Source organism: Amycolatopsis sp. NPDC005003 (assembly GCF_053600695.1).
The window spans coordinates 61902-88551 of sequence record NZ_JBSGAI010000025.1 but is presented as its reverse complement, the minus strand read 5'-3'; the positions used below and the strand labels follow the sequence as shown (position 1 = coordinate 88551).

Genomic DNA, 26650 nt, shown 5'->3' with positions numbered 1-26650 from the left:
GGACGACGATGACAACGACGTCTCGTGGCACCTGGACGGCGGTCCTCTGCTGGCTGACCGTCCTGCTCGAGGGCTACGACCTGGTCGCGCTCGGCGCCACCATCCCGACCCTGCTCAAGAGCGGGCACCTCGGCTTCACCGCGGCCGGCGCGACCGCGGTCGCCACGGTCTCGCTGATCGGCGTGGCCGTCGGCGCCGCCGGGCTCGGCCCGCTCACCGACCGGTTCGGCCGCCGCGTGCTGCTGATCGGCTCGGTCCTGCTGTTCTCGCTGTTCACCCTGCTGACGCCGCTCGCGCCGAACGTCGCGACCTTCGGCGTCTTCCGGTTCGCCGCCGGGCTCGGCCTCGGCGCCTGCATGCCGGTGGCGCTGACGGTGATGTCGGAGAACCTGCCCGCCCGGCGGCGCGCCAGCGCGAGCACGTTCACCATGACCGGCTACCACGTCGGCGCGGTGCTGACGTCGATTCTCGCGCTGTACGCCAAGGAGGACTGGCACCTGCTGTTCTACGGCGGCGGGATCGCCGGCCTGCTCGCCGTGCCGCTGATGTGGTGGAAGCTGCCGGAGTCCGCGGCCTACCTCGCGGCCAGGGAGCACCACGAGCGCGTCGGGCTCAAGGACCTGCTGGGCGGGCGGTTCCGCCGGATCAGCATCGCCGTCTGGACCGGCTCGTTCATGGGCCTGCTGCTGGTCTACGGGCTCAACACCTGGCTGCCGCAGCTGATGCGCACGGCGGGCTACCCGATCTCGACGTCGATCACGCTGCTGCTGGTGCTCAACGTCGGCGCGGTGCTCGGGCTGGTGCTGGCCGGCACGATCGCCGACCGGTTCGGCATCCGCCCGATCGCCCGGATCTGGTTCGGCACCGGCGCGGTGCTGCTGGCGGCGCTGAGCCTGAAGATCGGGAACGCGGTCGTGCTCAACGCGGTCGTGCTGCTGACCGGCGTCTTCGTGTTCTCGGCGCAGGTGCTGATCTACGGCTACGTCGCGCACGCGTTCCCGGCGCGGGTCCGGGGCACCGCGCTCGGGCTGACGTCGGCGGTCGGGCGGCTGGGCTCGATCCTCGGCCCGTTCGTCACCGGGGCGCTGGTCACCGCCGGGGTCGCGTATCCGTGGGGCTTCTGGTTCTTCGCCCTGGTGGCCGCGCTGGGCCTGGTCGCGGTGCTGCTGTTGCGCCGCGAGACGCCGGCCGAGGAGTTGACGCCGGTGTCCGCCGGCTAGACCGTGTCTTCCGGGCGGCGGCGCCCCAGCGTCGCCTCCGGGTGCTCGGTGCGGCGGTCGGAGTCGCGCAGGACCTCGCGGGCCTGGGCCTGCGGGTCTTCGCTCTCGACGGCCTGCTCTTCGGGCAGCAGCTCCGCCCGGGTCTCCGCGCGGTCAGGAGTCTCGTCCATGCTCGGCAGGTACCCGCTCCGGAACGATCTCAGACACGCAGCCAGCCGATGGCGAGCGACACGATCAACGCGGCCACCATCAGCACGAGCACGCCGGTGAGGACCAGCCACAGCACCGGCATCGCCTTGGACGGCATCGGCTGCGGGTGCGACAGCCCCGACGTCTGCGCGGAGTCGGGCGGCGTGCTGCCCGGGGGCACGCCGCCCCCGGCTTCCAGGTCCGGGGTCCGGCGGGGATCCGGATCCGGGGGTTCGGCGGTCATGGCGGCACCGTCCTTCCGTCGCTCCCGCGGCGGGTGCCCGGCGGGCGGCCGGGCAAACCCGGTCACTCCCGGGACCGGCGGTTGCCGGCCGCGTCGCGGCGCAGCCGGTCGGTGTGCGCGGAGATCTCGCCGAGCTGCTCGGCCAGCCCGGCGTGCGCGCCGGTCAGGTGCGGCCGCGCGGCGGCCAGCGGCGGGAGCAGCGTGGCCGGGTCGTCGTCGCCGAGAGCCGCGCCGAGGCGGTCGGCGCTTTCCTGGGCGGCCGGGGCCAGCCCGTCGAGCGCGCTCACCCGGCCGGCGAGCTGGCGCAGGATCGCGGAGTTGCGGCGGGCCCAGTCGGCGACAGCCCGGTCGCCCGCGCGCCGGTCGCGTTCCGCGTCGACCCGCGCTTCACCCGTCTTCTCGCCGGTGCGAGACGGCTGCAGCCGCAGGTAACGCCGTTCCGCGGCCTGGCGGCTCGCGACGCCCAGCGCGGGGGCGAGCGCCACCCAGCTGGCGCCGGCCGCCCTGGCCGCCGCGATCAGCTCCGGTTCCCAGCTCGCGAGCTCCTCCCGCAGCAGCCGGAGCCCGGACAGCGCGTCCAGCACCTGCGCCTGGTCGCCGGCCCCGGCCCTGGCGGCCGCGACCACCTCCTGGATCCGGCGCAGCGCGCCGGCCGGGTCGATCCCGTCCATCACGTCATCCTTTCGACGACCCTTATCTTGTCATCGTTTTGACGACATGCTAGAACAGGTCCGCGTGTTGACACCAGAGTCGACGAGTTTCCCGGAGGTGGATCCCGATGTTGATGCGCACCGACCCGTTCCACGACCTCGACCGGTTCGCCCAGCAGGTCTTCGGCGCCGGCACCTGGTCGAAGCCGGCCGCGATGCCGATGGACGCCTACCGCGCCGGCGACGAGTTCGTGGTGTGCTTCGACCTCCCCGGCGTCGATCCCGGCGCCGTCGAGCTGGACGTCGAGCGCAACGTCCTCACCGTCAAGGCCGAACGACGGCCCCTGCCGACCGGTGACGACGTCCGGATGCACGTCTCCGAACGGCGGCTCGGCGTGTTCTCGCGCCGGCTGTTCCTCGGCGACACCCTGGACACCGAGCGCATCACCGCGAACTACGACGCCGGGGTGCTGACCGTCCGCATCCCGATCGTCGAGAAGGCGCAGCCGCGCCGCATCGAGATCGGCGGCACCGGCGACCGCGAGCAGATCCGGGCTTGACCCACGATCGAGGCGGGGACGGGCGCGCGCCCGGCCCCGCCTCCGCCGCGCCGAGGAGGGTTTGCGGTGACTGTCCTTCCCACGACGCACGGGGTGACCGCGCTGCTGGAGGAACTGCTCGCCCGGCTCGCGGCCGACGTACCGGGCGCCCTCGGCGCGGCGGTGTCCGTGCACCGTGGCGACGGCCCCCTGCACGTGGCGGCCGCGCACGGGCTCTCCGCGACGTTCGTCCCGGCCCAGCTGTCCGGGTTCGGCGGTCCGGTGCCGGCCGCCGGCCGCACCGGCGAGCCGGTGGTCACCGCGGACGTCTACGCCGACGACCGCTGGCCGTCGCTGACGCTGACCGGCCTGCTGGAGCGCCACCCCGCCCTGGCGGCGGACTGGACACTGGTGCGCGGCGTCGCCGCCCTGCCCTCGACGTGGGACAACGAAGGGTCCGTGGTCCTGTCGGTCGTCCTCGACCGCCCGGCCACCGAAGAAACGGTGAACGTGCTGCGGCGCCACGAGCGGCTCACCGCGATGGCACTGGTCGTCGCCGAAGCGGCCCGGCCGGACCGGACCGGCCAGATGCTGGACCTCCTGCAGTCACGAGCCGCGCTGGAAGAAGCCAAGGGCATCGTCATCGCCCTGCGCCGGTGCGACCCCGACGAAGCGTGGCACACGCTGCGGCGGGCGAGCCAGGAGTTCAACGTCAAGGTGCGCGAACTCGCCGTCGCACTGGTGGAGCTGCTGTCCGGCGCGCCGGCACCCCAGCCGGCCGGCGAGCGCACGATCACGCCGGGGCCGGCCGCCCGCCGCGCGGCCCGGACGGTGCTGCACTCCCTGGAGAACCGCCGCCGCTGAGTCACGACCGTTCGACGCGGAACACCGCGATGCGGCCGGCGGCCGCCGCGACGGCGTCCGGCGTCGGCGCGTCCGCCAGGCCGGTCGTCACGAACCGCTTGCCCACGCTCGGCGGGCTCGTTTCGACGAGCCGGCGCAGGACCGGCCGGCGCTCCTCGACCGGCAGCTCGGCCAGCCGCACGGCCGACGTCCGGCGGCCGCGGGTGAGCGTCACCTCGCCCGCGGCCCGCACGTTCGCCACCCAGGCCGCCTTCGGATAGGCCTGGAAGACGTACCGCGCACCGTCGATCGGCACGACCGCGATGGGGAACGTGCGCGGGACACCGGTGCGCCGCCCGGGCACGGTGAGCAGCTGCATCGGGCCGAACGCGACGCCGAGCCGCTGCAGGCCCACGACGATCTTGTTGCCGGCGTTGACCATCCGGCGATAGCTCTGCGCTGTTGTCATACCCCGAAGGTACACGAAGTCATACGGAACTCATATGTTCTGAGATTCGTATTCAGTCGCGCTCGGGGCCGGGCTTGGGCTCCGGCGGCAGCGGGTCCGGCACGGGCACCCCGGGGTCCGGGAGCGGCCGGCCCGGCGCCGGGTCCGGGACGGCGGGCGCGGGCTCGATCGGTTCGGGCGGTACCGGGGGTGCGGTCGACATCGGGTTTCCCTCCGTCAGCTTCGGGAGCGATCACCTCGAGGGCTACCCCCTGCGGTTGACTCTGACACGGTGTCAGGCCTTATCCCGGACCCATGACGCCCTTCCGCACCGCGACCGGGGTGGCCGCCGGGATCCGCCGCGGCGAGCTCTCGGCGCGCGACCTGACCGAACAGCTCTTCGCCCGGATCGACGGCTCGGCCGTCAACGCCGTCGTCGCGACCTGCCGCGGCTCCGCGCTGGAGGCCGCTTCGGAGGCCGACCGGGCCGTGGCACGCGGCGAGGACGCCGGGCCGCTGCACGGCGTCCCGATGACGATCAAGGACGCCTTCGCCGTGAAGGGCCTGCCCACGACCTGGGGCGAACCGGCGTTCGCCGGCTGCGTCGCGGACGAGGACGCGGCGGTCGTGCAGCGGCTGCGGGCCGCGGGCGCGATCGTCGCGGGCAAGTCGAACGTCCACCACCTGCTCGCGGACTTCGGCCGGACCGAGAACCCGCTCCACGGGCGGACGCTCAACCCGCGCGACCACAGCCGGACCCCGGGCGGCTCGAGCGGCGGCGCGGCGGCCACGCTCGCCGACGGCCTGACGTACCTCGAATACGGCTCCGATCTGGCCGGGTCGATCCGGATCCCGGCCGCGTACTGCGGTGTGTACGGCCTCAAGCCCACCGCGGGCACCGTGCCGCTGCGCGGGTTCCAGCCGCCGGGGCCGCCCGCACCGCTCGCCCGGGAATTCCCTTCGGCGGTCGGTCCCCTGGCCCGGTCGGCGGCCGATCTGCGGCTGGCGCTGCGCGTCACCGGCGGGCCGCTGCGGCCGGCGCGGCGGTCCAGGCTCGAGGAGTTCCGCGCCGGCGTCGTGCTCGACGATCCGGCCTGCCCGGTGACCGGCGAGGTCGGGGCGGCGCTGTCGGACGCCGTCGACGCGCTGGCCCGCGCCGGGGTGCGGATCCGCGCGGGCCGGCCGGCGGACGTCGACCCGGCCGCCCAGGCCGAGGCGTTCGGGTTCCAGGTGGAACTGTTCTTCGCGAGCCAGGAAGGGCGCGAACCGCCCCGGACCGCCGAGCAGGAGCGGCGGCGGTTCGCCGCCGCCGCGGCCTGGGCCCGGTACTTCGCCGACGTCGACGTCTTCCTCTGCCCGACGGTGTTCACCACCGCGCCGGCCCACGACGACCGGCACCGCTACGACGACCAGGTGTTCTGGATCGCGCAGGCGTCGCTGCCCGGGCTGCCGGCGGTCAGCGCCCCGGTGGGCCGGGTGCGACCGGCCGGGCTGCAGGTCGTCGGGCCCGCGCACGAGGACGACACGGCGATCACGTTCGCGGAACTCGCCGCGGACGTCATCGGCGGGTTCGTCCCGCCTGGGGCAGGATCGGGCCGTGTTCCCGATCGGTGACTTCGCCCGCCACGGCCGGGTTTCGGTCCGGATGCTGCGCCACTACGACGCGCTCGGGCTGCTGCGCCCGGCGCGCGTCGACCCCGCGACCGGCTACCGCAGCTACACCGCGGGCCAGCTGGCCCGGCTCAACCGGATCGTCGCGCTGAAGGACCTCGGGTTCACGCTGGAGCAGGTGGCCACGCTGCTGGCGGACGAGGTCACGGTCGAGCAGGTGCGCGGCATGCTGGCGCTGCGGCGCGCGGAACTGGCGGCGGCGCTGGCCGAAGGCGCGGCCCGGCTGGCGCAGGTCGAAGCGCGGCTGCGGACGATCGAGGCGGAAGGGCGGCCGCCCGCGTACGACGTCATCGTCAAGGAGCTGCCCGCCCAGCGCGTGGTGGAGCTGACCGGCGTCGCGGCGGGGTTCGCACCCGAGGCGATCGGACCGGTCGTCCACCCGCTGTGCGCGGAGCTCGGCCGCCGCCTCCCTCCGGCGGACGTGACGCCGACAGGGCGGCTGACCTGCTATTACGAGCAGCGCGCGGAGGACGAGGTCGTCGTGCACGCCGCGCTCCCGGCGTCGGTCGGCACCGGAGACCTCAACGGCCTGACAGTGGCGGACCTCCCGGCGACCCGCGCGGCCACCCTCGTCCACCACGGCCCGATCGACGGCGTCCTGCCCGCTTGGCAGGCGGTGGTGCGGTGGATCGACGACCACGGCCACCGGTCGGCCGGGCCGCAGCGGGAGGTCTACCTGGACTGCCCGGAGGACCCGGCGGGCTGGGTGACGGAGCTGCAGGAGCCGATCAGTTAGGCCGCGGGTGGTGGGCGTGGTCGCCCGCGGGGATTTCGCGGTCCACGTGGTCCGCGTGGTGCAATGCCTGGGCCAGCAGGCCGCGCACGTGGTTGTCCGCCGCCGAGTAGTAGACGAACGTTCCCTCGCGGCGGCCCTTCACCAAGCCTGCCAGGCGCAGCTTCGCCAGGTGCTGGCTGACCGCCGTCGGGGCGGCGCCGGCCAGCTCCGCCAGGCACGCCACCGAGGATTCGCCCTGCAGCAGGGCCCACAGCACCTTGATGCGGGTCGGGTCGGCGAGCAGGCGGAACGACTCCGCGGCCAGGTGGACCTGCTCTTCGGTGGGCATGTCGAACTCCGGCAGCGACGCGTGCATGGCCGTCACCTTACTACTTGCGTATCTGCGTGCCTGCGCAGATAAACTCGCCCCATGCCGGGACACGGACACGGGCACCGCCACTCGCGGTGGCGGCCACACAGCCACGACAGCGCCGATCGCGTCGACCACGCCCTCGAAACCAGCCGGCGCGGGATCCGCGCGCTCGCCTGGTCGTTCGCGGCGCTGTCGGTGACCGCCGTCGCCCAGCTCGTGCTCGTGCTGGTCACCGGCTCGGTCGCGCTGCTGGGCGACACGATCCACAACTTCGCCGACGCGCTCACCGCCGTCCCGCTCGGGGTCGCCTTCCTGCTCGGCCGCCGCGCCGCCACCCGGCGCTACACCTACGGGCTGGGCCGCGCCGAAGACCTGGCGGGCGTGGTGGTGGTGCTCGTCGTCGCGGCTTCGGCGGCGATCGCCGGGTACGAGTCCGTGGCCCGGCTGCTCGATCCGCGGCCGGTCGCGCACCCGTGGGTGGTCGCGCTGGCCGGCGTGATCGGCTTCGCCGGCAACGAACTCGTGGCGCGGTACCGGATCGGGGTCGGGCGCGAGATCGGCTCGGCCGCGCTGGTCGCCGACGGGCTGCACGCGCGCACGGACGGCTTCACCTCGCTGGCGGTCGTCGCCGGCGCGGCGGGCGTCGCGTTCGGCTTCCCCGCCGCGGACCCGATCATCGGGCTGGTGATCACCGTCGCGATCCTGTTCGTCCTGCGGGACGCCGCGAAGGAGGTCTTCCGGCGGCTGCTGGACGCCGTCGATCCGGCGTCGGTCGAGCTGGCCGAGCGGACAGCCCGGGCCGTCGACGGCGTGCTCGGCGCCCGGGACCTGCGGATGCGCTGGATCGGGCACCACCTGCGGGCCGAACTCGCCGTGACGGTGGCGGCGGACCTGACCGTCGAGGTCGCGCACACGCTGGCCCACGAGGTGGAACACCGGCTGCTGCACACGATCCCGCGCCTGTCCGCGGTGGTGGTCCACACCGAACCGGCCACCGGCGCCGACCGGGCGCACGAGACCGTCGCCCACCACCGCTAGCAGCCGACGGGCTCCTCCACCGGTTCCGGCTTCGGGCTCAGCACCCCGGCGAACACCGCCGCCAGCACGCAGAGCACCACCGGCACCGCGAAGGTCACGTTCAACGGCATCCACCGCGTCAGGCCGCCGATCAGCGCCGGGCCGGCCAGCAGGCCGACGTACCCGAGGCCGACCACGCGGGCCATCAGCGCGCCCGATGCCCGGGTGTCGAGGTTGCCCGCCGCCGTGAACAGCTGCGGGACGCCGCCCGACAGCCCCAGGCCGAACAGCGCCCAGCCCACCAGCGACACCGGCACCCACGGGGCGCTCGCGGCCGTGGCCAGGCCCACCGCCGCCAGCATCGTGCCGTACCGGACGATCGCCGCCGGGCCGGCCCAGGCCGCGACGCGGTCGGTCAGGAAGCGGCCGGTCGTCATCGCCACCGCGAACGCGCCGTACGCCAGCGCCGCCGTGGACGCCGTGGTGCCGAGCACCTTCTCCATGTGCAGCGCGGCCCAGTCGTTCGCGACGCCCTCCGACAGCATCAGCGCGAGCGCCAGCAGGCCGAGCAGCCAGACCGTGCGGCCCGGCGGGCGGCGCGCGGCGACCGCCCCGGCGGTGTCCGAAGCGGCGACGGACGGTGCATCCGGAGCGGGAACGGCGGCCGGCTCCATCAGGAACCGCGCCGAAATCAGGGAAAGCAGCACGCACAGCAGGCCGGTGGCGGTGAGCGTGACGCCGGTGGGCACGCCCCCGCCGAGCGTCGCCGCGCCGATGACCGCGGCGATCGCGCCGCCGATCGACCACATCGCGTGGAACGCCGCCATGATCGGGCGCGGGTAGGCCCGCTCGACCACGACCGCGTGGGAGTTCATCCCCACGTCGATCGCGCCGTTGCCGAAACCGAAGAAGATCAGCGACAGGCCCAGCGTCCACCACGAGTTCGCGAACCCCGGCGCGCACACCGCGAGGCCCATCAGGATCCCGGCGGCCGGCACCAGCCGCCGGTGCCCGAGCCGGTCGACGAGCGGCCCGGACACCTGCATGCCGGCGAACGCGGCGCCGCCGAGCACCAGCAGCAGCGCGCCCAGCGTGCTGTGCGAAATGCCGGTCGCCCGCTCGATGTTCGGGATGTGCACCACCCACATGCCCATCGCGAACCCGTTGAGGCCGAAGAACATGAAGGTCGCGAACCGGGCGGCGCGCGGATTGGGCGAGGTGGTCATCGGCTCTCCAAGGGGACGGCGACGTGCACCAGCACGCCGCGCTCGGTCAGCGCGGCCCGCTGGTCTCCGGGCGCGCCGGGATCGGTGATCACCACGTCGGCGCGTTCGGCGGGACAGATGCAGGCGAGCGCGGAGCGGCCCCACTTGGCGCCGTCCGCGAGCACGATCGTGCGGGCCGCTACGTCGAGAGCGGCCCGCTTGACCTCGGCGTCGCCCAGGTCGAACGCGGTCAGCCCGGAATCGACGCCGAGCGCGCAGGGGCTGAGCACGGCGACGTCGAACCGCAGGGCCCGCAGCGACGCCAGCGTCAACGGCCCGACCAGGGCCTGCTCACCCGGCCGCGCTTCCCCGCCGGGCAGCAGCAGCCGGACGCCGGGTTCCTCGGCCAGCTCGCGGGCCGCGTGCAGCGACAGCGGCATCACGGTGATCGGACGCCCGCGCAGCAGCCGCGCGAGTTCGAGGGCCGTCGTGCCGCTGTCGAGGACGACGGTCTCGCCGTCGCGGATCAGCTCGGCCGCCGCGGCGGCGATGGCCCGCTTCGCCGCGATCCCGGCCGTCGCGCGGGCCGCGAACGGCGGTTCCACCCCCGAGGGCGACGCCGGGACCGCGCCGCCGTGCACCCGGCGCAGCACGCCCCGGGACGCCAGGTGGTCGAGGTCGCGGCGGACGGTCATCTCCGACGCCCCGGTCGCTTCGGCCAGCTCGGCGACGCCGACCTGGTCGGCGTCGCGCAGCCGTTCCACGATGACCCGTTGCCGTTCCGCGCTCTTCACGCCGCGATGTTCGCAATCCGGGCGCGCTCGCACAACCGGTTTGTTCGTTCGCTCACTCCACATGTGCGAACCACCATGCGGCATGATGGTCGGCGTGCACGCCGCCGAGACCACCGCGACCCCGTGACCGGGGGCTACCTGAAGGGCCGGATCCGCCGCGAAGACATCATCACGGCGGCGGCGGTGGCGTACGGCGAACTCGGCTACCACGGCTCGTCGCTGCGGGAGATCGCCAAGCGCGTGGGGATCTCCCACGCTGGCCTCCTCTACTACTTCCCCACCAAGGAAGCGCTGCTCGCCGCGGTCCTCGAACGCCGTGACGCCGAGGACTCCGAGCGTGAGCAGCTGACCGTGCCGCCCGGGCTCGAGGTCCTCCGCCACTTCGTCGCGCTCGCCGAGCACAACGTCCGCCACCCCGGGATCGTCGACCTCTACTCCCGGCTCGCCGCCGAAGCGGTCGCCCCCGACCACCCGGCGCACGAGTACTTCGTGCGCCACTACCGGGCCGCGCGCGACGGCGTGCACGAGTCGTTCGAAGCCCTCGCCGCCCGCGGCGAACTGCGGGACGGCGTCGAGCCCGGGATGGCGGCGCTGACGTTCATCGCGCTGATGGACGGCCTGCAGGTGCAGTGGCTGACCGTGCCCGGCGACGTCGACCTGGTCGGTTCGCTGCGCTTCTACCTCCAGAACCTGCTCACCGTCCCGCTCTAGAGGGTCTTCGCGTACGGGTCCCAGCCCGCCGGCAGCGGCGGCGGGACGTCGATGGTGCTCGTGACTTCCACGCTCTGCCCGCGGGCGATGGATTCCTCGATGGCCAGCATCGCGTCCAGCACGTGGTAGGCCAGCTCGCCGGACGCGCGTTCCGGCACGCCGGCCCGGATCGCCCGCGCCAGTTCCAGCGCGCCGGTACCGCGTGACGCCGTATGTCCTTGCGGCGCCAGCACTTCCGGCTCGTCGCGGCCGAGCAGGTGCAGCCGGGTCGGCTCGTCGAACCGGTTGGGGTCCGGCAGCACGGCGGTGCCGAGCGTGCCGGTCAGCTCGGCCAGCGCGGGGCGCTTGAGCGCCGAGTCGAAGCTCAGCACCAGCTGGGCGGAAGCGCGGTCGAACTCGACGAGCGCGGTGACCGTGGTCGTCACCGAGACCGGGAACTCCGTGCCCGCCCGTGGCCCGGATCCGACGACCCTGGTGTCGCGCGCCCGCCCGCCGGCCCCGGTGACGCGCCGGATCGGGCCGAGCAGGTGCACCAGCGCCGTCAGGTAGTACGGGCCCATGTCGAGCAGCGGCCCGCCGCCGGGCTGGAAGTAGAACTCCGGCGCCGGGTGCCACAGTTCCGGGCCCGGCACCTGGAACAGCGCCAGCGCGGTGAGGGGACGGCCGATCCGGCCCGCGTCGACGGCCTGGCGCGCGGTCTGCAGCGCGGCGCCGAGCACGGTGTCGGGCGCGCTCGCCACGCGCAGGTTCTTCTCCCGTGCGCGATCGAGGAGCTTGCGGCCGGTCTGCCGGTCCAGCGCGAGGGGCTTCTCCGTCCACACGTGCTTGCCCGCTTCGAGCGCGGCGAGCCCGACCTCGACGTGCGCGGCCGGGACGGTCAGGTTGACCACCAGCTCGACGTCCGGGTCGGCCAGCAGCTCGGCCACCGTGCCCGAGCGCGGCACGCCGTACTCGGCCGCGCGCGCCGCCGCGCGGGCGGTGTCGAGGTCGGCGACCCGCACCACGCGGACGTCCGGGAAGGCGGTGAGGTTTTCCAGGTAGGTCCCGCTGATGACGCCGGTGCCGATGATCCCGGCACCGACCGGCCCGCCGGTCACCGGCCCGCGCCGGTCAGGAAGGCGTGGCTGGCGGCGATGGCCTCGAAGAGATCACCAGCCGGGCCGCTGTACGCGTCGAACTCGACCACGCGCAGCGCGTCCGGCGCGGCGGCGAGCACTTCGGCGACCGGCACCCGGCCCTGGCCGGCCGGGACCTGGCCGGTGGCGTCGGTGGCGAGCCCGCCGTCCTTGACGTGGACGGCCTGCACGCGGTCGCCGAGCCGGCGCAGCAGGGCGGGCGCGTCCTCGCCGCCGGCGGTGGCCCAGTACGCGTCGACCTCCAGGGCGACCGCCGGGTCGAGCTGCCCGGCGAACACCTCCAAGGCGCTGCGGCCGTCGATTCGGGACTCCAGTTCCCACCAGTGGTTGTGGTAGCCGACCGCGATGCCGTGCTCGGCCGCGAGCTTCGCGGCGGCGTTCAGCCCTTCCGCCGTGGCCGCGATGTCGGCCGCGTCCTGCCACCGCTCGGGCGGCACGAACGGGTCGATCACCAGGCCGATGCCCAGCTCGGCCGCGGCGGCGAAGACGGCGTGCTGGTCGGCGCCGAGCAGCTGCGCGTGCGCGGTCGGGGCGGTCAGGCCGTTGGCGGGAAGGCCGCTTCTCAGCGCCTCGACGTTCTCGAGGACGCCGTACGGCTCGACCTGCGTGAAGCCGATCGCGGCGAGCCGCCGCAGGGTGTCGGCGGGGTCGGCCGCGAAGGCGTCGCGGACCGAATACAGCTGAACGGAAGGCACGCTCATCACCGGCTCCTCCACATCCCCGTGGCGGCCGTCCGCCGCGGCTCCCTCCAATTTCTACCACCCGGTCAAAATTGTGACCAGGGTGCTTTCGGCTGATCGGCCGCGCAACGGCGGTGCGGGCCCGCGTGCCACGGCTCACCGCGAACGGGGTTTTGGCCGGCGCCCGATGGGGCAGTAACGCCAAGAGCAGGCAGCCAGGGCCGATCCGGGAGGTGCCGGTAAGTGGACAGGGCAGGGGACGAAAGGGACACGGGGACCGCCGTCGGGCTCCCGGCTTCCCGTCGCGACCTGACGGACCTGTCCGAAGCCGCGCGCGATCTCGACCGGCGGATCGACCAGCACCTCGAGCGGCTGCGCCGCGAACGCGACCTGCGCGCCGCCGACATCCCCGACCAGCGGCTCCGCCGCAGCGGCTGACCGAGCCGGGTTCACCGCACGGACGCGACCTACTACGCTGGGTGGCCCAACACGCCCGCCGAAGTCCTGCGAGGTCGCCATGTCCGACACGCCGTCAGTGCTCTCCCCGAGCCAGACACCGGTGGGGGTCGACCCCAGCCGGCCGAGCATCGCGCGGATCTACGACGGGTTCCTCGGCGGCAACAACTTCTACGAAGTCGACCGCGTGGTGATGGAGAAGATCCGCACCGCCGTCCCGGAGGCGGTGGACATCGCCCGCGGCAACCGGGGGTTCCACAACCGGGCGCTGCGGATGCTGGCCAACCAGACGAAGATCCGCCAGTACGTCGACTGCGGGTCCGGGCTGCCGACGGCCGAGAACACCCACCAGATCGTGCAGCGCATCGACAAGGACAACACGGTCGTCTACCTCGACAACGACCCGGTGGTCCTCGCCCACGGCCGCGCGCTGCTCGTCGAGAACGACTTCACGCACATGGTCGAGGCGGACATCTTCCAGCCGAAGGAAGTCCTGGGCCACCCGGAAGTCCTGGCGCACGTCGACTTCGCCGAGCCCGTGGCGCTGCTGCAGGTGGGCACGATGCACCACTACGAGGGCGACGGCGTCTTCGACATCATGCGCGAGTACATCGACGCACTGCCGTCGGGCTCGTACGTGGTGCTGTCGCACTTCTTCGACCCCGAAGTGCCGGAGCTGACCGAGATCGCCAAGCGCATCGAGCAGATCCTGGTCTCCGGCCCGCTCGGCGCCGGCCGCTTCCGGACCCGCGCGGAGATCGAAGCGATGATGACCGGCCTCGAGATCGTCCAGCCGAACGCGACGTCGGGGCCGGGCATGGCGGTCTGCGACGAGTGGTGGCCGGACGGCCCCCGGCTGACGCCGCTCAGCGGCTCGGCCAAGTGCGTCGCCGGGATCGTCGGCTACAAGCCCTGACGCCTCACGCTTCCGGTTCCTCGGCCGGCTCTTCGGCCGGGGACACCCCGTCGCGCAGCCACTTCAGCTTGACTTCGAACTGGCCCTGCAGCCCGGTGCGCGCGATCACCGCCCCGGCCTGGGCGTCGAGCTTGACGCCGAACTTGAGCTCGACCTCGTCCGGCCCCAGGCCGCGGAACTGCGCCAGTGCGGCGGACGCGGCCGAGCGGACCTCGCTCAAGGCGTGCTCGAAGGTCGTGGTCGCCTTGCGAAGCACCCCCGACGGCGCCGACGCCTGTTCCAGGCCCGGCTCCCCCTCGACCTCGACGACCACCGAACCGCCGTCGGCCAGCGGGAAACGCACGAACTCCTGCACCGGATCTCCTTCTCTGTACGGGCTAGCACGGCAGGTCGAGCCACTGGTCCCGGCCGATGCCGAGACGCACCTGCTCCAGCTCCCCGAGCAGGGTGTCCAGCCGGTCGGGGTGGGCCAGGTACTCCAGCACCGCCTGGTAGAACGCGCTGGTCATCGCCGAAGGCATCAGGTCCGACGCGTCGAAGCACAGCTCGGTGCCCTTGGCCAGGGTCGTCGCGATCCGCTGGGTCACGTCGCTGCGGTAGACGTCCGGGCCGGCGAGGCGCTGGTGCACCGAGAAGGTCGTCCCGCCGGACGGCCAGATCCGCTGCCCCCGCTCCCCGGCCAGGTAGGCCATGAGCCGGCGCGCGGCCGGCGTGTCGCGGAACATCCCGGCGAGGTCGGCCGAGACCTCGGAGCGCGCGAGCTTCCCGGTGCCCGGGAACGGGAAGAAGCGGAAGTCCCGGTCGGGCACCGGCGGCCCGGCCGGCCGCGGGATCGCCTGGTAGCCGCCGATCGCGAACGAGCCGAGGTGCTCCAGCAGACAGCCGGGCGGATCGGCGAACAGGCCGCGGCCGGCGTCGGCGAACGAGGTGAGCAGGGCCGCCGTGCCGCCACCGCGGACCGCGCCCGGCTCGAGGACCAGCGCGCCCCAGCTCTGCCACGCGTCGCGCACGACCTCGTCGGTCCAGGCCAGCTTGCCGGCCGCCCACTTGCCGTATTCGTCCGGAGCCCGGTGCAGCAGGATGTCTTCGAGCCAGTCGGTGCCCGGGAACCCCGAGTTCGGGGGCGCCCCCATGCCGAGGCACCACGGCTGCTGCCCGGCGGCGGAAAGCCGCCGGGAGGTCGCCACGAGCGCGTCCCAGGTGGCCGGTGGGTCCTCCCGGAACCTGTCCGGGTCGTACCAGACGATGCTCTTCAGATCCGCCTTCACCACGACCGTGTAAGTCGTGTTCCCGCCGAGCTGCTGCAGTTTCCGCCACTGGTCGCCGTATGCGGCGGTCGCGTCCGCGTCGAGGACGCCGTCGAGGGGTTTCAGCTGCCCGGAACGCGCGTAGCCCATCAGCTCGGCCGGGTTGGACAGCACCGCGACTTCGGGCGGAGTGCCCTGCTGCAGATCCCCGCGCAGCACCTGGTTCTGCGCGCGGGTGCCCTGGTAGCGCGTGGGAATCCCGGTCTCCCCGGTGAACCCGTCGAGGACCCGGAGGAAGGCCGTCTGCTCGTCGCCGGTCCACGGCCCCAGCACGGTCACCGGCTCCGCGCCGGTCACGGCGGAGCACCCCGAGATCAGGAGCAGGAGGGCCAGCGCCGCAGCGGCGCAGCGCCGCATCACGGCTCTCTCCTCGCGCGGAACCGGTATTCGTCGAGACGGGGTTGCAGGCCACCGGCCGCGAGGACGCCGATCCCCGCGGCCAGCACCGGGATCCCGTACCCGAGAACACCGTTCCAGCCCGGTTCGGTGAGTCCCGGGCCCAGCAGCGCCGATTCGTCGACGGCGCCCGGCGGTGCGTCCGCGACGGCGGGCGGGACGGGTGTGCCGGCGGCGAACGCGGTCACCGTGTAGCCGCAGGCGGCCGCTCCCTCGATCCCGCACTGGGCGGTCAGCACGTGGGCGAGCGTCCACCGGGCTTGGCCGACGGCGGCCGAGGTGGCCGCGGACCGCGCGTCGACGGTGTGTTCCAGCGCGGCACCGCCGTCCCGCGCGTCGGACTGGATGCCGAGCAGCAGCGCCGTTCCCGCACCCAGCAGCACGCAGGCCACCGTGGCGGCCAGCAGCGCGGTGTTCACCGTGCGGCGGAACCGCCGGGCGAGGAACCGCTGGGCCCAGACGAGCGCGGCGAGCAGCAGGGCCAGCGGCACCGCCCACAGCGCCGTGATCGCGGGATCCAGCCAGTTCGCCGCGAGCTGCCGGTCGAGGGCGGCGCGCTGAGCCGCCTCGAGCGCGTCGAGCTGGGCGAGGATCCCGTTCTCCGGCGCGGTCAGCAGGTCCGCCGCGGACTGCAGTTTGCTCGCGGCGAGCGGGCCGCCGGAGTCCTGCCGGAAGTGCGCGTCGGCCTGCCCGATGAAGCCGTTGTACGACGGCAGCAGCCCTTCGATCAACCGCAGCGTCTGGCTGCCCGCCTCGCCCGCGGCATTGTGTTCGGCGACCTGGGCGAGCTGCTGGCTCGTCCGGGCGATTTGGTCCTCGTACTGCTCGCTGGGGCCGGTCAAGCGCGCTTGCCGGGTCTCGAAGGCGGTCATCGCGGCGCCGTGCGCGGCCACGATCGCCTCCTTGGCGAGCGACACCTCCAGCACCGCGGGCGCGGTCCGCTCCCGCACCTCGGCGATGCTGGCCCGCACGCCGAGGAAGGTCGCCAGCGCCGTCCCCAGCACCAGCACGCTGCCGGCCACGAGCCCGAGCCGCAGCCACCAGAGGGTCTGCCGGGTGGTGCTGATCGCGGTCACGACGGCGATCCCTCGAACAACCGGCCGCAGTGCCCGCACCGCTTCGCCGTGGGCCGGGCTTTGTGTCCACAGTGGACACACTCGCGCGGGGCGCCGGGAGCTTCGGGCGGAACGGCGACGGGTTCCACCGAACCGGTGTAGGTGGAAATGGTCGAGCCGAGCACCAGGGAGAAGCCGTCGCGCGGGCGCACGCCGTCCTTGATCGCCACGGTGCCGTCGTCGCCGACGTCGATCAGCCTGCCCAGGCGCTTGAGGATTTCGGCGTTGCCCAGCTCGGTCGCCAGGCGGACCGCGGTGCCCCACTCGCGCGCCGCGGCCACCCGGTCGTCGCGCTCGAAGGCGTCCCAGCCCGCCCGGACGGCGCGGCCCAGCTCGGCCTGCCCGGTGACGCGGGCGACGTTGTCGTCCGGGACGCTGGAGAGCGCCAGATCGTCGGTCAGGTAGCCGACGACGGCCTGCGGCTCCGCGACCGGCTCGCCGGCGACGAGGGTGACGGTGCCCAGCAACCGGTCCTCGTACCGCGTCAGCTCCCCCGTTTCGACGTCGAGGCAGAGGTGGTACTCGCGCAGCTCGTCGCCCCACGCGCCCGTCGGCAGCTCGATCGCGTTTCCCTCGGTGTGACACTGGGAAGTGAGTTCGACTTCGGTCGGGAAGACCTGCTTGACGAACCGCAGCCGGGTGTAGGGCATCGTGGTCAGCCGCAGCCGGACGTCCGGCACGGTCCGGCCCATCGCCCGCTCGACCAGGCGGCGGAAGTCCCCGGCGAGCTCGGCGTCCTCCAGGACGGCGTCCGCGCTGCCGCGCAGGACGGACGCGATGCGCTGCAGGTCGCGCGGCTCCCAGTCGTCACCGATGCCCCGGGCGTCGCAGGCGAACCGGCCCCGGCACCGGTCGAGCGCGGCTTCCAGCGCCCCGGTGCGGTCGGACTCGTTCTTGCCGTCGGTGAGCAGCACCGCGTGGCGGATGGCCGCGGGAGTCTTCCCGAACAGGTCCCGGGCCAGGTCCAGCCACGTGCTCATCGCCGTGCCGCCCCCGGCGATCAGCCCGGCGGCCGCGGCCTTCGCCTCGCGGCGGGTCCGCTCGCCGGCCACCGCGAGCGGCGGCTCGGCCGGGTACACGAGCCGGGCGCGGCTGGTGCATTCGACCACCCCGAACAGCACGCCGTCCCGCAGCGAGCCGATGGCCGCCCGGCAGGCGTGCCGTGCGGCCTCGATCTTCGTCGGCGGCCAGTCCATCGAGCTGGAGCAGTCGACCAGCAGCAGCTCGGCGGTCGGCGGCGGGCCGGCCGCGGGGACGCCGGCTTCGCCCACCCGCACGGTGAGCACGACGTCCATCCGGTCGTCACTCGGCGCCAGGTACTTGTTCTGGCTCAGCTGGAGGGCGAACGACGGGTCGGGCATCCGATCACCTTCTCGTCTTCGGCCGGACGGAGTTCGCGAGGTCGACCAGCACGCCGTGCTCGTTGCGGTCGCGCGCCCGCTCGGCGAGCCGGCGCAGCGACAGCTCCAGCAGCGACCGCAGGCCGCGTTCGGTGACGCGCTCGCCGAGGAGTGCGCCGCCGTTCCAGCCCTCACGGCCGTCCAGCCCGGTCAGCGCGGCGTCGCGGACCAGCGCCTCCAGCCGGTCGTGGGCCTCCCGGTCGAGGTAGAGCGCGGGCAGGCGGCGCGCCGCGTCGGCGAAGTCGTCCCGGCCGGGTGGCCCGGACGGCAGCCGCCCGGCCCGGATCCGCACGGCGGCGATCCGCGCGGCGTCGTAGTGGCGCGAGATCGGCGGCACCGCGTCGAGCACCGCGACCGCGGCGTCGCGGCCGTGCGTCCGCAGGTAGCAGCGGGCCAGGCCGAAGGCGGCGCTGACCTGGCCGTGGTCGCGGTGCCACACCGAGCGGTAGCGGCGCTCGGCCCGCTCGGTCTCCCCGCGCAGCTCGGCGCAGAACCCGAGCGCCAGCTGCGGCGCGATCTCGCCGGGCCAGCTGCGGTGCACCCGGTCGAACGCGGCCGCCGCCTGCTCGGCGTCGTCGCGGGCCAGCGCCAGCAGTCCGTGGTGCCACGCTGCCCGCCAGTCGCGCGCGGCCTCGGTCCCGAGCTGCTCCTCGGCGTCCGACAGCGCCGCGGCCGCGGCCTGCGCGTCCCCCAGCGCGACCAGGGCGCGCGTGCGGGCGAACGCGATTTCGACCGAGCGCTCGCCGAACATCGCGAGCTTGTCCAGCCAGCGGTGCGGCCCGGGCGCGCCCGCGGCGGCGATGAACCCGGCCGCGGCGTCTTCGGGGGCGACCCGCGGAACCGGCAGCCGGCCGGCCCCGTCGGCGGCGCCCGGCAGGCCGAGGTGCAGCGAGCCGGCGGTGCGTCCGCCGCCGACCCAGTGGTCGAGGCCGGGCACCGCGCCGAGGCCGTCGTCGAGCAGTTCTGCGGTGTCCTCGAACAACGCCGACGGCACCGGCCGCGGCCGTTCGTCGCGCAGCGAAAGGATTTCCCGGCGCACGCCGTCGAGCTGCTCGGCCATTTCCGACGCCGTGGCGAACCGCCGCTCGAACGGCGCGACCGCGCGTTCGAGCACCCGGTGCAGCGAGTCGAGGCCGCCGGCGACGCGGTCCGGGTCGGCGTCTTCGCCCGCGGCCTCCAGCAGCACCTGCAAGGTCCGGCCCACGGTGTGCAGGTCCGAACGCACGGTGAGGCCGTGGCGGGCCAGCTCGTGCGCCGGCGCCTGGAACCCTTCGGTGCCGACGCTCGGCCCGGTCCGGTCGCCGATCGGGCGGGCCGCGCCGAGGTCGATGACCTTGACCCGCTTGTCGCCGTGGATCACGTTCTCCGGCTTCATGTCGCAGTAGAGCAGGCCTTCGCCGTGCAGGTAGTCCAGGGCGCCGAGGATCGCCCGGCCGTAGACGATCACGTGCTCCACGCGTGGCGGCGGCCCCTGCTTGAGGAGGTCCCGCAGCGACCGCCCGCCGACGTACTCCATCACCAGGTAGGTGTCCGGTTCGCCGCCGCCGGGCGGCACGTGCTCGACGAAGTCGCTGATCCGCACGATGTTCGGGTGGTCGAGCCGGACGAGCACGTCGCGCTCGACCCGCGCCATCGCCCGCAGCACGGCGTTGCCGGTGTTGATCACGCCCTTGAGGGCGACGTGCTGGCCGGCGAGCGCGGTGTCGGCCGCCAGGTACACCCAGCCGAGCCCGCCCCGGGCGAAGCAGCCGAGCACGTCGTAGCGGTCGCCGACCCGCTCGCCGCGCTTCAGCTTGGGCAGGAAGGAGAAGCGCTCGCCGCAGTTTTCGCAGAACCCCTCGGCGAACGCGGGTTCGCCGGCGTAGGCGCGGCCGACGGGTTCCCCGCAGTGACCGCAGAACCGGTGCTGCTCGGGATACTCCGGGTCGGCGAGGACGAGTTCTTCCGGGTCCGGCACCTCGATCGCGGGCAGCGACTGGAAGTCCGCCTCGCCGCTCCACAACTCGACGCTGCGCTTGGTGCTTTCCGGGGCCGGCGTGGCCGCGGACGGCGGCTCGGCCGGCACCCGGCGGCGGCCGCACACCTCGCAGAACCCGATCGGCCCGACCGGACGGCCGTGGCACCACGCGGTTTCCGTCGTCACGCGCCCTCCAGCCGGCGGCGGACCGCCTGCACGTACCGCTCGACCAGCCCGGCCGCGGCCTCCGGTGCGTCCGGGCTCGCGGCCAGCGCCGCCATGGCCGGGCGGTACAGGTCGGCCAGCTCCTCGTCCTCCATCAGGCCCGCGTCGGTCGCCTTCGCGTTGTAGCCACGCAGCTTGCCGTGCAGCTCGTCGTGCCGGGCGGCCAGCGCGTCGAGCTCGGCGTACAGCCGGACGAGCTCCCGCCGGGCCGCTTCCGCGTCGCGTTCGGTCGCCGCGAGCGCCCGTCGCACCCGGCCCGGTTCGATCCGCTCGCCCGCCGAGCGCAGCGCCCCCAGCCGCAGGCGCAGATCCGCGGAACCGCCGGGCACCACCGTGCGCGAGCCGATCCGGGCGGCGCGTTCGCGGGTGCGCTCCTCCTCGTGTTCCACCATGTCGACCAGCAGGGCCAGCCGGTCCAGGCGCCGCGCGTTGCGCTCGCTCTCCCAGCGCCGGGCCAGCCGCACGCCGGGCGAGTCGGGCCTGCTGAACTGGACCAGCACGGTGGCGCCCTTGTCCACCAGCGGCCGCACCACGTCGGTGAGCACTTCCTCCGGCGCCCGCGCGTCTTCGACGCCGGTCACCGCCACCGCGACGTCCTCCGGGTTGGTCTCCAGCACGGTGAGCACCGCCCCGGTGCTGATGCCCGCGCTGACGTGCTCGGCGACCTCGCCGGTGGTCTTGCCGGTCGCGTCCACGATCGCGGCGAGCCGGTCGCCGGAGACCCGGGATCCGCGGCGCTCGCGCCGCACCTGCGCCAGGAAACCCTCCCGGACGGCGGAGTCGCGGTCGCCGATCACCACGATCAGCGGGCCGGCCGACGGCCGCGGCGGGTCGCCCACCCACCGGGCGACGTCCGGCACGTGCCGGACGATCACCTCGACCGGGATCAGGTAGGCGAGCCCGGCGCGTTCGTCGGTGTACTCGGTGACCACCATGCCGAGCACCGCGCCGGTCGCCTTGTCGATCACGCCCGCGCCGCTGAACCCGCGCCGCACCCGCTCGCCGGGCAGCGGCGAGTTGAGCTGGATCCACTCCCCGGCGGCGCCGGCCGGGCCGGCCAGCTCGGCGTTGTTCACCCAGACGCCGTAGCGGTGCGGGGCCGGGAAGCCGTAGGTGTGGACCACCCGATCGCGGACCGCGCCGAGCCGCACCAAGGGGGCGCCGGGCACGTGGGGGAACGCTTCGGCGAGGTCGAGCAGCGCGATGTCGCCCCGGCCGTCTTCCGACGGCGGCACCCAGCAGCCGGGCCGCACCGCGGCGAGCGTCTCGGGCATGCCGTCCAGGCCGACGAACCGCACCAGCACGTGCGCGCCCGAAAGCGCTTCCTCCCCCGCGGCCTGCACCACGTGCGCGCAGGTGAGCACCGTGGATTCGCCCAGCAGCATCCCGGCGCCCAGTGCCCGGCCCGACGAGTTCACCAAGCACACTCGCCACGGTTCCGGGTCCCCCGCGCGCCCCTCGGCAGAACCGTTGTGCTCCCTCACCGGGTGCGACCCTACGACCCCGCACCGACACTCCGGGGCGGGTTCGCCCGCTTACCCCCGCAGATCACCCGATCGGCCGCCGCACTCCGCGTGGCCGTGGAAAACTCACGAACCCGCGACCCGGTCAGGCGATCGTGCGCACCCGGCGGAGGGCGAAGAACACGAGCGCGGCCGCCAGGAACACGAAGATCCCCGTCTCGATGCCCTGGAAGAGCCAGAACCGGTCCCCCGGCTGGTACTGCAGCCAGTTGACCGCCCCGGGGCCGGCCTGGGTGTCGACGCAACCGCCGGGCGGGCACGGGCCGATCTGCGCGTTCGGCAGGACCAGCTCACCGGCCGCGTTGCGGACACCGACGTCCATCACCCAGTTGCCCGACGCCGGGTTCGGCGTCTGCCCACCGGTCGGGGAAAACGTGAGGCTCCGCGCGGGCAGGTACCGCGGCCGGGCGAGCACCTCGATCGCGACGCGGACCGCCGCGAACCCGGCCAGCGCGATCCCCATGGCGGGCAGGACCTTCCGCCAGTACGTCCCGGCGAAGACGCCCAGCGCCAGCGCGAACAGCGTGTACGCGACCGGGACGATCCCCTGCACGTCGAACGAGAGGTAGTTCAGCCGGCCGGCGGTCGCGCCGACCAGCGGCTGGAACCACCACGACACACCCAGCGCGTACCCGACGGACAGCACCGCGGTCATCGCCCCGACCAGCCCGAACTTGGCCAGCGCCCACTGCAGGCGGGTCACCCCCTGCGTCCACACCAGACGGTGGGTGCCCTGCTCGACTTCGCGGGCCACCAGCGGCGCGCCGAAGAACACGCCGACCAGCACCGGCAGGACCACGAACAGGACGGCAATGAACACCAGGCCGCCGAACTCCTGCTGGAACTGGTGGCCGAGGCTTTCGCAGCGCGAAACGGCTTCGGTCTGCGTGATCATCGACGCGCTGCCGAGCGCGGCCCGGCAGGCGCCCAGGCCGAGGCTGTCGTACTTCGCGTGCATCGCCAGGCCCGTGGGCACCATCAGCGCGCCGAGCGCGGCCAAGGCGGCGAGGGTGAACAGCGCCTGCTTGCGGTGCTGCCGCCAGACCAGCCAGATCATGCCGGCACCTCCCACGCGGACGCGGGGACGCGGGTCTCCGCCTCGGCGAGGTGCGCCAGCACCACGTCTTCCAGGGTCACTTCGTGCTCCGTCCACAGTGGATCGATCGGGCCGTCGCCGCGGCGGACCAGCAGGGTCGACTGGCGTTCGGTGTGGCTCGCGCGGACCACCTCCGCCACCCCGGCGATGGACTCGCTGCCGGCCCGCGGGCCGGTGAGCGTGCGGTGCGCGTCGAGCAGCTCGTCGACCGGGCCCGCCAGCCGGACGCGGGACTGCTGCAGGACGATCAGGTGGTCGCAGCTGCGTTCGAGGTCGGCGAGCAGGTGCGAGGACAGCAGCACGGTCGTCTCGCTCTCGGCGACGGCACCCATCAGCGTCTGCATGAACTCTCGGCGGGCAAGGGGGTCGAGGCTGGCGATCGGCTCGTCGAGCAGCAGCAGCCGCGGCCGTTTGGCCAGCGCCAGCGCCAGGGCGACCTGGGCGCGCTGACCGCCGGACAGCTTCCCCACCGCCTTGTCCGGCGGGATGCCGAGCATGGCGAGCCGGTCGCGGGCCAGCGCGGCGTCCCAGCGGCGGCGGTTCAGCTTGCCGCCCATGGTGACCAGCTCCGCCGCGGTGAAGTCGCGGTAGAGCGGGGTGTCCTGCGCGACGAACCCGATGTCCGGGAGCGCCTCCCCCGGCTCCCGCCCGAAGACGCGCACTTCGCCCGCGTCGGGTTTCAGCAGGCCGACGGCCAGGTGCAGCAGCGTCGTCTTGCCCGCACCGTTCGGGCCGACCAGCGCGGCGATCCGCCCGGCAGGCACCTCCAGCGCGCAGTCGCGCAACGCCCAGGTGCGGCCGTAGCGCTTGCCCAGCGCCACGGCTTCCACCGCCAGTTCCATTCCGGGCTCCCTACGACAGGTCGTGCGGCACCCGGGTGCCGCGGATCGTGGTTTCGATGAGGGCGGCGATGTCGTCCGGCGACATCCCCGCGGTTTCGGCGCGCTCCAGCCAGGCCACCAGCTCGTCGCGCAGCTGCGCCTGGTGGCCCAGCGAGGGCCCGGCCAGGCTGCCGGTGACGAACGTGCCCACCCCCGGGCGGCCTTCGGCCAGCCCCTCCAGCACCAGTTCGCGGTAGGCCTTGAGCACGGTGTTCGGGTTGATCGCCAGCGCCTCGGCCACGTCCCGCACCTTCGGCAGCCGGTCGCCGGGCCGCAGCAGGCCGACGCGCAGCGCCTGCTTCACCTGGACGACGAGCTGCATGTACGTGGCAACCCGGGAACGGCCGTCGAGCACGAACTCGATCACCCTGCCCACCCCTCCTATTGTCTTACGACATTAAGACAACACCTGCCGGTGCGGCGCTGTCAAGGCATAGGGTCTCGATCGACGGACGCACACGGGCACCGGGAGGCAGGCATGTCGTTGTTGGACGAACTCGGCAAGGCGATCGCGGGCGGAGCGGTCGAGATCGTCGACCTCACCGCGCCCTTGAGCTCGAGCACGCCGATCCTGCGGCTGCCGGAGCCGTTCGCCAACACGATCCCGTTCCGGCTGGAGGAGATCAGCCGCTACGACGAGCGCGGCCCGCGGTGGTACTGGAACGACATCCACACCGGCGAGCACACCGGCACCCACCTCGACGTCCCGGTGCACTGGGTGTCCGGGAAGGACGGTCACGACGTCTCGCAGGTGCCGCTGAAGACGCTGGTGGCACCCGCGGTCGTGCTCGACTTCTCCGCACGGGCGGCCGAGGACCCGGACTTCCTGCTGTCGGTCGACGACGTCCGGGCGTGGACGGCCGAGCACGGCCCGCTGCCCGACGGCGGCTGGCTGCTCTACCGCACCGGCTGGGACACGCGCAGCGGCGACCAGGAGGAGTTCCTCAACGCCGACGAAACCGGCTCGCACACCCCGGGCGTCTCCCCCGAGTGCGCGCGGTGGCTCGCCGAAGAAACGCCGATCACCGGCCTCGGCGTCGAGACGGTCGGCACCGACGCGGGGCAGGCACCCGGGCTCGAGCCGATGTTCCCCTGCCACGAGCTGCTGCTGGGCGCCGGCAAGCACGGGCTGACCCAGCTGCAGAACCTCGCTTCGCTGCCGCCGACCGGCGTGCTGCTGGTGGTCTCGCCGCTGCCGATCGTCGGCGGCTCCGGCAGCCCGGCGCGGGTGCTGGCCCTGGTGGAGCGGTGAACGTCGCCGAACTCGTCGGCCGGACGCTGGCCGGTCTCGGGGCCGGCACCGCGTTCGGCGTGGTGGGCAGCGGCAACTTCGAGGTGACGAACGCGCTGCGCGCGGGCGGCGTCCGGTTCGTCGCCGCCCGCCACGAGGGCGGCGCGGCGAGCATGGCCGACGCGTACGCCCGGATGAGCGGGAAGGTCTCGGTGCTGTCGCTGCACCAGGGCTGCGGGCTGACCAACGCGGTCACCGGCATCACCGAGGCGGCCAAGAGCCGGACGCCGATGCTGGTGCTGACGGCCGACTCCGCGGGCGCGTCGGTGCTGTCGAACTTCCGCATCGACCAGGACGGCCTGGCCGCGGCGGTCGGCGCGGTGCCCGAGCGGGTGCACTCGCCCGCGACGGCGGTGGCCGACACCGTGCGGGCGTTCCGGACGGCACTGCAGCAGCGCCGGACCGTGGTGCTGAACCTGCCGCTCGACGTCCAGGCCCAGCCGGCGCCCGAGCCGCCTTCGCTGCCCGTGCTCGCCGGACCCGCCCCGGTGCGGCCGGACACCGCCTCGGTGGCCGCACTGGCGGACCTGCTGGCGGCGGCCGAGCGGCCGGTGTTCATCGCCGGCCGCGGCGCGCGTTCGAGCCGCGAGCCGTTGCGGGAGCTGGCTTCGCGGTGCGGCGCACTGCTGGCGACGTCCGCGGTGACGCACGGCCTGTTCCACGACGACCCGTTCGCGCTGGGCATCTCGGGCGGCTTCGCGTCCCCGGCGGCGGCCGAGCTGATCGTGGGCGCCGACCTGGTCGTCGGCTGGGGCTGCGCGCTGAACATGTGGACCACCCGCCACGGCAAGCTGCTCAGCCCGCACGCGAAGCTGGTCCAGGTCGACGTGGAGCAGGCAGCACTCGGCGCCCACCGCCCGATCGACCTGGGTGTCGTCGGTGACGTCGCCTGCACCGCTTCGGACGTGCTCGCGTCGACGCCGCCGCACCAGGGCTACCGCACGGACGAGGTGGCGGCCCGCATCGCGACGGGCCGCTGGAACGACGTCTCGCACGAGGACTCGTCCGGCAACGGCCGGATCGACCCGCGGACCCTGAGCAGGCTCCTGGACGAGCTGCTCCCGGCGGAGCGGATCGTGTCGATCGACTCGGGCAATTTCATGGGCTACCCGAGCGCGTACCTGTCGGTGCCCGACGAGCGGGGCTTCTGCTTCACCCAGGCGTTCCAGAGCATCGGCCTCGGCCTGGGCACGGCGATCGGAGCGGCCCTGGCCCGCCCGGACCGCCTGCCGGTGCTGGGCACGGGCGACGGCGGATTCCACATGGCACTGTCCGAACTGGACACAGCGGTCCGCTTGGGCCTGCCCTTGGTGGTGATCGTCTACAACGACGCGGCGTACGGCGCGGAGATCCACCACTTCGGCGACGCGGACATGACCACGGTCCGGTTCCCCGACTCCGACCTGGCGGCGATCGCCCGCGGCTTCGGCTGCACGGGCGTCACGGTGCGGTCGGCCGCGGACCTGCCGCCGGTGCGCGACTGGCTCGCGGGACCCCGTTCAGCGCCCTTGGTGATCGACGCCAAGATCGCCGACGACGGCGGCTCGTGGTGGCTCGCGGAGGCGTTCCGCCACTGACCCGGCCTTGACAAGGTCCTCGCCGCCCTGAATCCTGACCGAGTTGTCTTACAGTAGTAAGACAGTGGGGGAACT

General features: G+C 73.9%; 30 protein-coding genes. 11 read left to right on the top strand and 19 right to left on the bottom strand.

All coding sequences use genetic code 11. The features are described 5' to 3' along the window. The first annotated feature begins 8 nt into the window (after nucleotides 1-8). The gene (locus ACWED2_RS27335; RefSeq protein WP_449693344.1) at nucleotides 9-1220 is read left to right on the top strand and encodes an MFS transporter; all 1212 of its coding nucleotides are present in this window, start codon (nucleotides 9-11) and stop codon (nucleotides 1218-1220) included. Here the strand turns inward: ACWED2_RS27335 and ACWED2_RS27330 are convergent. The 3 genes from ACWED2_RS27330 to ACWED2_RS27320 all read right to left on the bottom strand — a co-directional run bounded on the left by ACWED2_RS27330 (nucleotide 1217) and on the right by ACWED2_RS27320 (nucleotide 2324). Next, nucleotides 1217-1390: a hypothetical protein gene (locus ACWED2_RS27330; RefSeq protein ID WP_449693343.1), complete on the bottom strand. Its 174-nt coding sequence runs from the start codon at nucleotides 1388-1390 to the stop codon at nucleotides 1217-1219. The two genes, ACWED2_RS27335 and ACWED2_RS27330, sit on opposite strands and share 4 nt — an antisense overlap. Nucleotides 1391-1419: 29 nt before the next feature. Next, nucleotides 1420-1653 carry a DUF6480 family protein gene (locus ACWED2_RS27325; RefSeq protein WP_449693342.1) on the bottom strand — a complete coding sequence of 78 codons (234 nt, stop codon included), beginning with the start codon at nucleotides 1651-1653 and terminating at the stop codon, nucleotides 1420-1422. Between the two features lie 62 nt (nucleotides 1654-1715). Beyond that, nucleotides 1716-2324 carry an HSP18 transcriptional regulator gene (locus tag ACWED2_RS27320; protein WP_449693341.1) on the bottom strand — a complete coding sequence of 203 codons (609 nt, stop codon included), beginning with the start codon at nucleotides 2322-2324 and terminating at the stop codon, nucleotides 1716-1718. A gap of 107 nt (nucleotides 2325-2431) precedes the next feature. On the opposite strand from ACWED2_RS27320, the gene ACWED2_RS27315 reads away from it, so the two are divergent. Further along, nucleotides 2432-2863: an Hsp20/alpha crystallin family protein gene (locus tag ACWED2_RS27315; protein ID WP_449693340.1), complete on the top strand. Its 432-nt coding sequence runs from the start codon at nucleotides 2432-2434 to the stop codon at nucleotides 2861-2863. 66 nt (nucleotides 2864-2929) lie between these two features. Continuing rightward, a complete protein-coding gene (locus tag ACWED2_RS27310; protein WP_449693339.1) occupies nucleotides 2930-3706 on the top strand; it encodes an ANTAR domain-containing protein in 777 nt (258 codons plus the stop codon). A 1-nt stretch (nucleotide 3707) separates the two neighbouring features. Here the strand turns inward: ACWED2_RS27310 and ACWED2_RS27305 are convergent, their stop codons facing one another. Both ACWED2_RS27305 and ACWED2_RS27300 read right to left on the bottom strand, forming a co-directional pair. Beyond that, nucleotides 3708-4154 (bottom strand): nitroreductase family deazaflavin-dependent oxidoreductase, encoded by a 447-nt coding sequence (locus ACWED2_RS27305; protein WP_449693338.1) that lies wholly within the window; start codon nucleotides 4152-4154, stop codon nucleotides 3708-3710. Nucleotides 4155-4206: 52 nt separating this feature from the next. Then, entirely contained in the window at nucleotides 4207-4356 is a 150-nt protein-coding gene (locus ACWED2_RS27300; RefSeq protein ID WP_449693337.1) for a hypothetical protein, read from the bottom strand. Nucleotides 4357-4448: 92 nt separating this feature from the next. Here ACWED2_RS27300 and ACWED2_RS27295 point away from each other — a divergent pair, with 92 nt between their 5' ends. Both ACWED2_RS27295 and ACWED2_RS27290 read left to right on the top strand, forming a co-directional pair. Beyond that, nucleotides 4449-5747: an amidase family protein gene (locus ACWED2_RS27295; protein ID WP_449693336.1), complete on the top strand. Its 1299-nt coding sequence runs from the start codon at nucleotides 4449-4451 to the stop codon at nucleotides 5745-5747. Beyond that, a complete protein-coding gene (locus ACWED2_RS27290) occupies nucleotides 5731-6540 on the top strand; it encodes a MerR family transcriptional regulator (RefSeq protein WP_449693335.1) in 810 nt (269 codons plus the stop codon). Before ACWED2_RS27295 ends, ACWED2_RS27290 begins: the two co-directional genes overlap by 17 nt. Here the strand turns inward: ACWED2_RS27290 and ACWED2_RS27285 are convergent. Next, nucleotides 6533-6895 (bottom strand): ArsR/SmtB family transcription factor, encoded by a 363-nt coding sequence (locus tag ACWED2_RS27285; RefSeq protein WP_449693334.1) that lies wholly within the window; start codon nucleotides 6893-6895, stop codon nucleotides 6533-6535. The genes ACWED2_RS27290 and ACWED2_RS27285 overlap by 8 nt on opposite strands. Before the next feature lie 54 nt (nucleotides 6896-6949). Between ACWED2_RS27285 and ACWED2_RS27280 the strand changes: the two genes are divergently transcribed. Further along, nucleotides 6950-7930 carry a cation diffusion facilitator family transporter gene (locus ACWED2_RS27280; protein ID WP_449693333.1) on the top strand — a complete coding sequence of 327 codons (981 nt, stop codon included), beginning with the start codon at nucleotides 6950-6952 and terminating at the stop codon, nucleotides 7928-7930. On the opposite strand, the gene ACWED2_RS27275 is transcribed toward ACWED2_RS27280, so the two are convergent. Then, nucleotides 7927-9135: an MFS transporter gene (locus ACWED2_RS27275; protein ID WP_449693332.1), complete on the bottom strand. Its 1209-nt coding sequence runs from the start codon at nucleotides 9133-9135 to the stop codon at nucleotides 7927-7929. The genes ACWED2_RS27280 and ACWED2_RS27275 overlap by 4 nt on opposite strands. Further along, nucleotides 9132-9908 (bottom strand): DeoR/GlpR family DNA-binding transcription regulator, encoded by a 777-nt coding sequence (locus ACWED2_RS27270; RefSeq protein ID WP_449693331.1) that lies wholly within the window; start codon nucleotides 9906-9908, stop codon nucleotides 9132-9134. The genes ACWED2_RS27275 and ACWED2_RS27270 overlap by 4 nt, the downstream gene beginning before the upstream one ends. 123 nt (nucleotides 9909-10031) lie before the next feature. On the opposite strand from ACWED2_RS27270, the gene ACWED2_RS27265 reads away from it, so the two are divergent. After that, nucleotides 10032-10619 (top strand): TetR/AcrR family transcriptional regulator, encoded by a 588-nt coding sequence (locus tag ACWED2_RS27265; protein ID WP_449693330.1) that lies wholly within the window; start codon nucleotides 10032-10034, stop codon nucleotides 10617-10619. Here ACWED2_RS27265 and ACWED2_RS27260 read toward each other — a convergent pair. After that, nucleotides 10616-11716 carry a Gfo/Idh/MocA family protein gene (locus ACWED2_RS27260; protein ID WP_449693329.1) on the bottom strand — a complete coding sequence of 367 codons (1101 nt, stop codon included), beginning with the start codon at nucleotides 11714-11716 and terminating at the stop codon, nucleotides 10616-10618. The two genes, ACWED2_RS27265 and ACWED2_RS27260, sit on opposite strands and share 4 nt — an antisense overlap. Next, on the bottom strand, nucleotides 11713-12456 hold the full coding sequence (locus ACWED2_RS27255) for a sugar phosphate isomerase/epimerase family protein (RefSeq protein WP_449693328.1): 744 nt from the start codon (nucleotides 12454-12456) through the stop codon (nucleotides 11713-11715). Before ACWED2_RS27255 ends, ACWED2_RS27260 begins: the two co-directional genes overlap by 4 nt. Before the next feature lie 222 nt (nucleotides 12457-12678). Here ACWED2_RS27255 and ACWED2_RS27250 point away from each other — a divergent pair, with 222 nt between their 5' ends. Continuing rightward, the gene (locus ACWED2_RS27250; RefSeq protein WP_449693327.1) at nucleotides 12679-12873 is read left to right on the top strand and encodes a hypothetical protein; all 195 of its coding nucleotides are present in this window, start codon (nucleotides 12679-12681) and stop codon (nucleotides 12871-12873) included. Nucleotides 12874-12952: 79 nt separating this feature from the next. Beyond that, on the top strand, nucleotides 12953-13807 hold the full coding sequence (locus ACWED2_RS27245) for an SAM-dependent methyltransferase (protein ID WP_449693326.1): 855 nt from the start codon (nucleotides 12953-12955) through the stop codon (nucleotides 13805-13807). Between the two features lie 4 nt (nucleotides 13808-13811). On the opposite strand, the gene ACWED2_RS27240 is transcribed toward ACWED2_RS27245, so the two are convergent. From ACWED2_RS27240 to ACWED2_RS27200, 9 genes are all read right to left on the bottom strand, one after another. After that, nucleotides 13812-14162, bottom strand: coding sequence for a CU044_2847 family protein (locus ACWED2_RS27240; RefSeq protein WP_449693325.1), 351 nt, complete (start codon nucleotides 14160-14162; stop codon nucleotides 13812-13814). A 22-nt stretch (nucleotides 14163-14184) separates the two neighbouring features. After that, nucleotides 14185-15471 carry an ABC transporter substrate-binding protein gene (locus ACWED2_RS27235; RefSeq protein ID WP_449693405.1) on the bottom strand — a complete coding sequence of 429 codons (1287 nt, stop codon included), beginning with the start codon at nucleotides 15469-15471 and terminating at the stop codon, nucleotides 14185-14187. Then, nucleotides 15471-16586, bottom strand: a complete 1116-nt coding sequence (locus ACWED2_RS27230; RefSeq protein ID WP_449693324.1) for a hypothetical protein — start codon at nucleotides 16584-16586, stop codon at nucleotides 15471-15473. The genes ACWED2_RS27235 and ACWED2_RS27230 overlap by 1 nt, the downstream gene beginning before the upstream one ends. Further along, nucleotides 16583-17986, bottom strand: coding sequence for a VWA domain-containing protein (locus ACWED2_RS27225; protein WP_449693323.1), 1404 nt, complete (start codon nucleotides 17984-17986; stop codon nucleotides 16583-16585). The genes ACWED2_RS27230 and ACWED2_RS27225 overlap by 4 nt, the downstream gene beginning before the upstream one ends. A 4-nt stretch (nucleotides 17987-17990) precedes the next feature. After that, a complete protein-coding gene (locus ACWED2_RS27220; protein ID WP_449693322.1) occupies nucleotides 17991-20168 on the bottom strand; it encodes a tetratricopeptide repeat protein in 2178 nt (725 codons plus the stop codon). Next, nucleotides 20165-21625, bottom strand: coding sequence for a trypsin-like peptidase domain-containing protein (locus tag ACWED2_RS27215; RefSeq protein ID WP_449693404.1), 1461 nt, complete (start codon nucleotides 21623-21625; stop codon nucleotides 20165-20167). The genes ACWED2_RS27220 and ACWED2_RS27215 overlap by 4 nt, the downstream gene beginning before the upstream one ends. Before the next feature lie 190 nt (nucleotides 21626-21815). Further along, nucleotides 21816-22787: an ABC transporter permease gene (locus ACWED2_RS27210; RefSeq protein WP_449693321.1), complete on the bottom strand. Its 972-nt coding sequence runs from the start codon at nucleotides 22785-22787 to the stop codon at nucleotides 21816-21818. Continuing rightward, nucleotides 22784-23668, bottom strand: a complete 885-nt coding sequence (locus ACWED2_RS27205) for an ABC transporter ATP-binding protein (protein WP_449693320.1) — start codon at nucleotides 23666-23668, stop codon at nucleotides 22784-22786. The genes ACWED2_RS27210 and ACWED2_RS27205 overlap by 4 nt, the downstream gene beginning before the upstream one ends. 10 nt (nucleotides 23669-23678) lie before the next feature. Beyond that, complete coding sequence (locus ACWED2_RS27200; RefSeq protein ID WP_449693403.1) at nucleotides 23679-24074, bottom strand: GntR family transcriptional regulator; 396 nt, start codon at nucleotides 24072-24074, stop codon at nucleotides 23679-23681. Between the two features lie 111 nt (nucleotides 24075-24185). Here ACWED2_RS27200 and ACWED2_RS27195 point away from each other — a divergent pair, with 111 nt between their 5' ends. Together ACWED2_RS27195 and ACWED2_RS27190 are read left to right on the top strand one after the other, a co-directional pair. Beyond that, complete coding sequence (locus ACWED2_RS27195) at nucleotides 24186-24959, top strand: cyclase family protein (protein WP_449693319.1); 774 nt, start codon at nucleotides 24186-24188, stop codon at nucleotides 24957-24959. Then, a complete protein-coding gene (locus tag ACWED2_RS27190) occupies nucleotides 24956-26575 on the top strand; it encodes a thiamine pyrophosphate-binding protein (RefSeq protein ID WP_449693318.1) in 1620 nt (539 codons plus the stop codon). The genes ACWED2_RS27195 and ACWED2_RS27190 overlap by 4 nt, the downstream gene beginning before the upstream one ends. Nucleotides 26576-26650 lie beyond the last annotated feature (75 nt).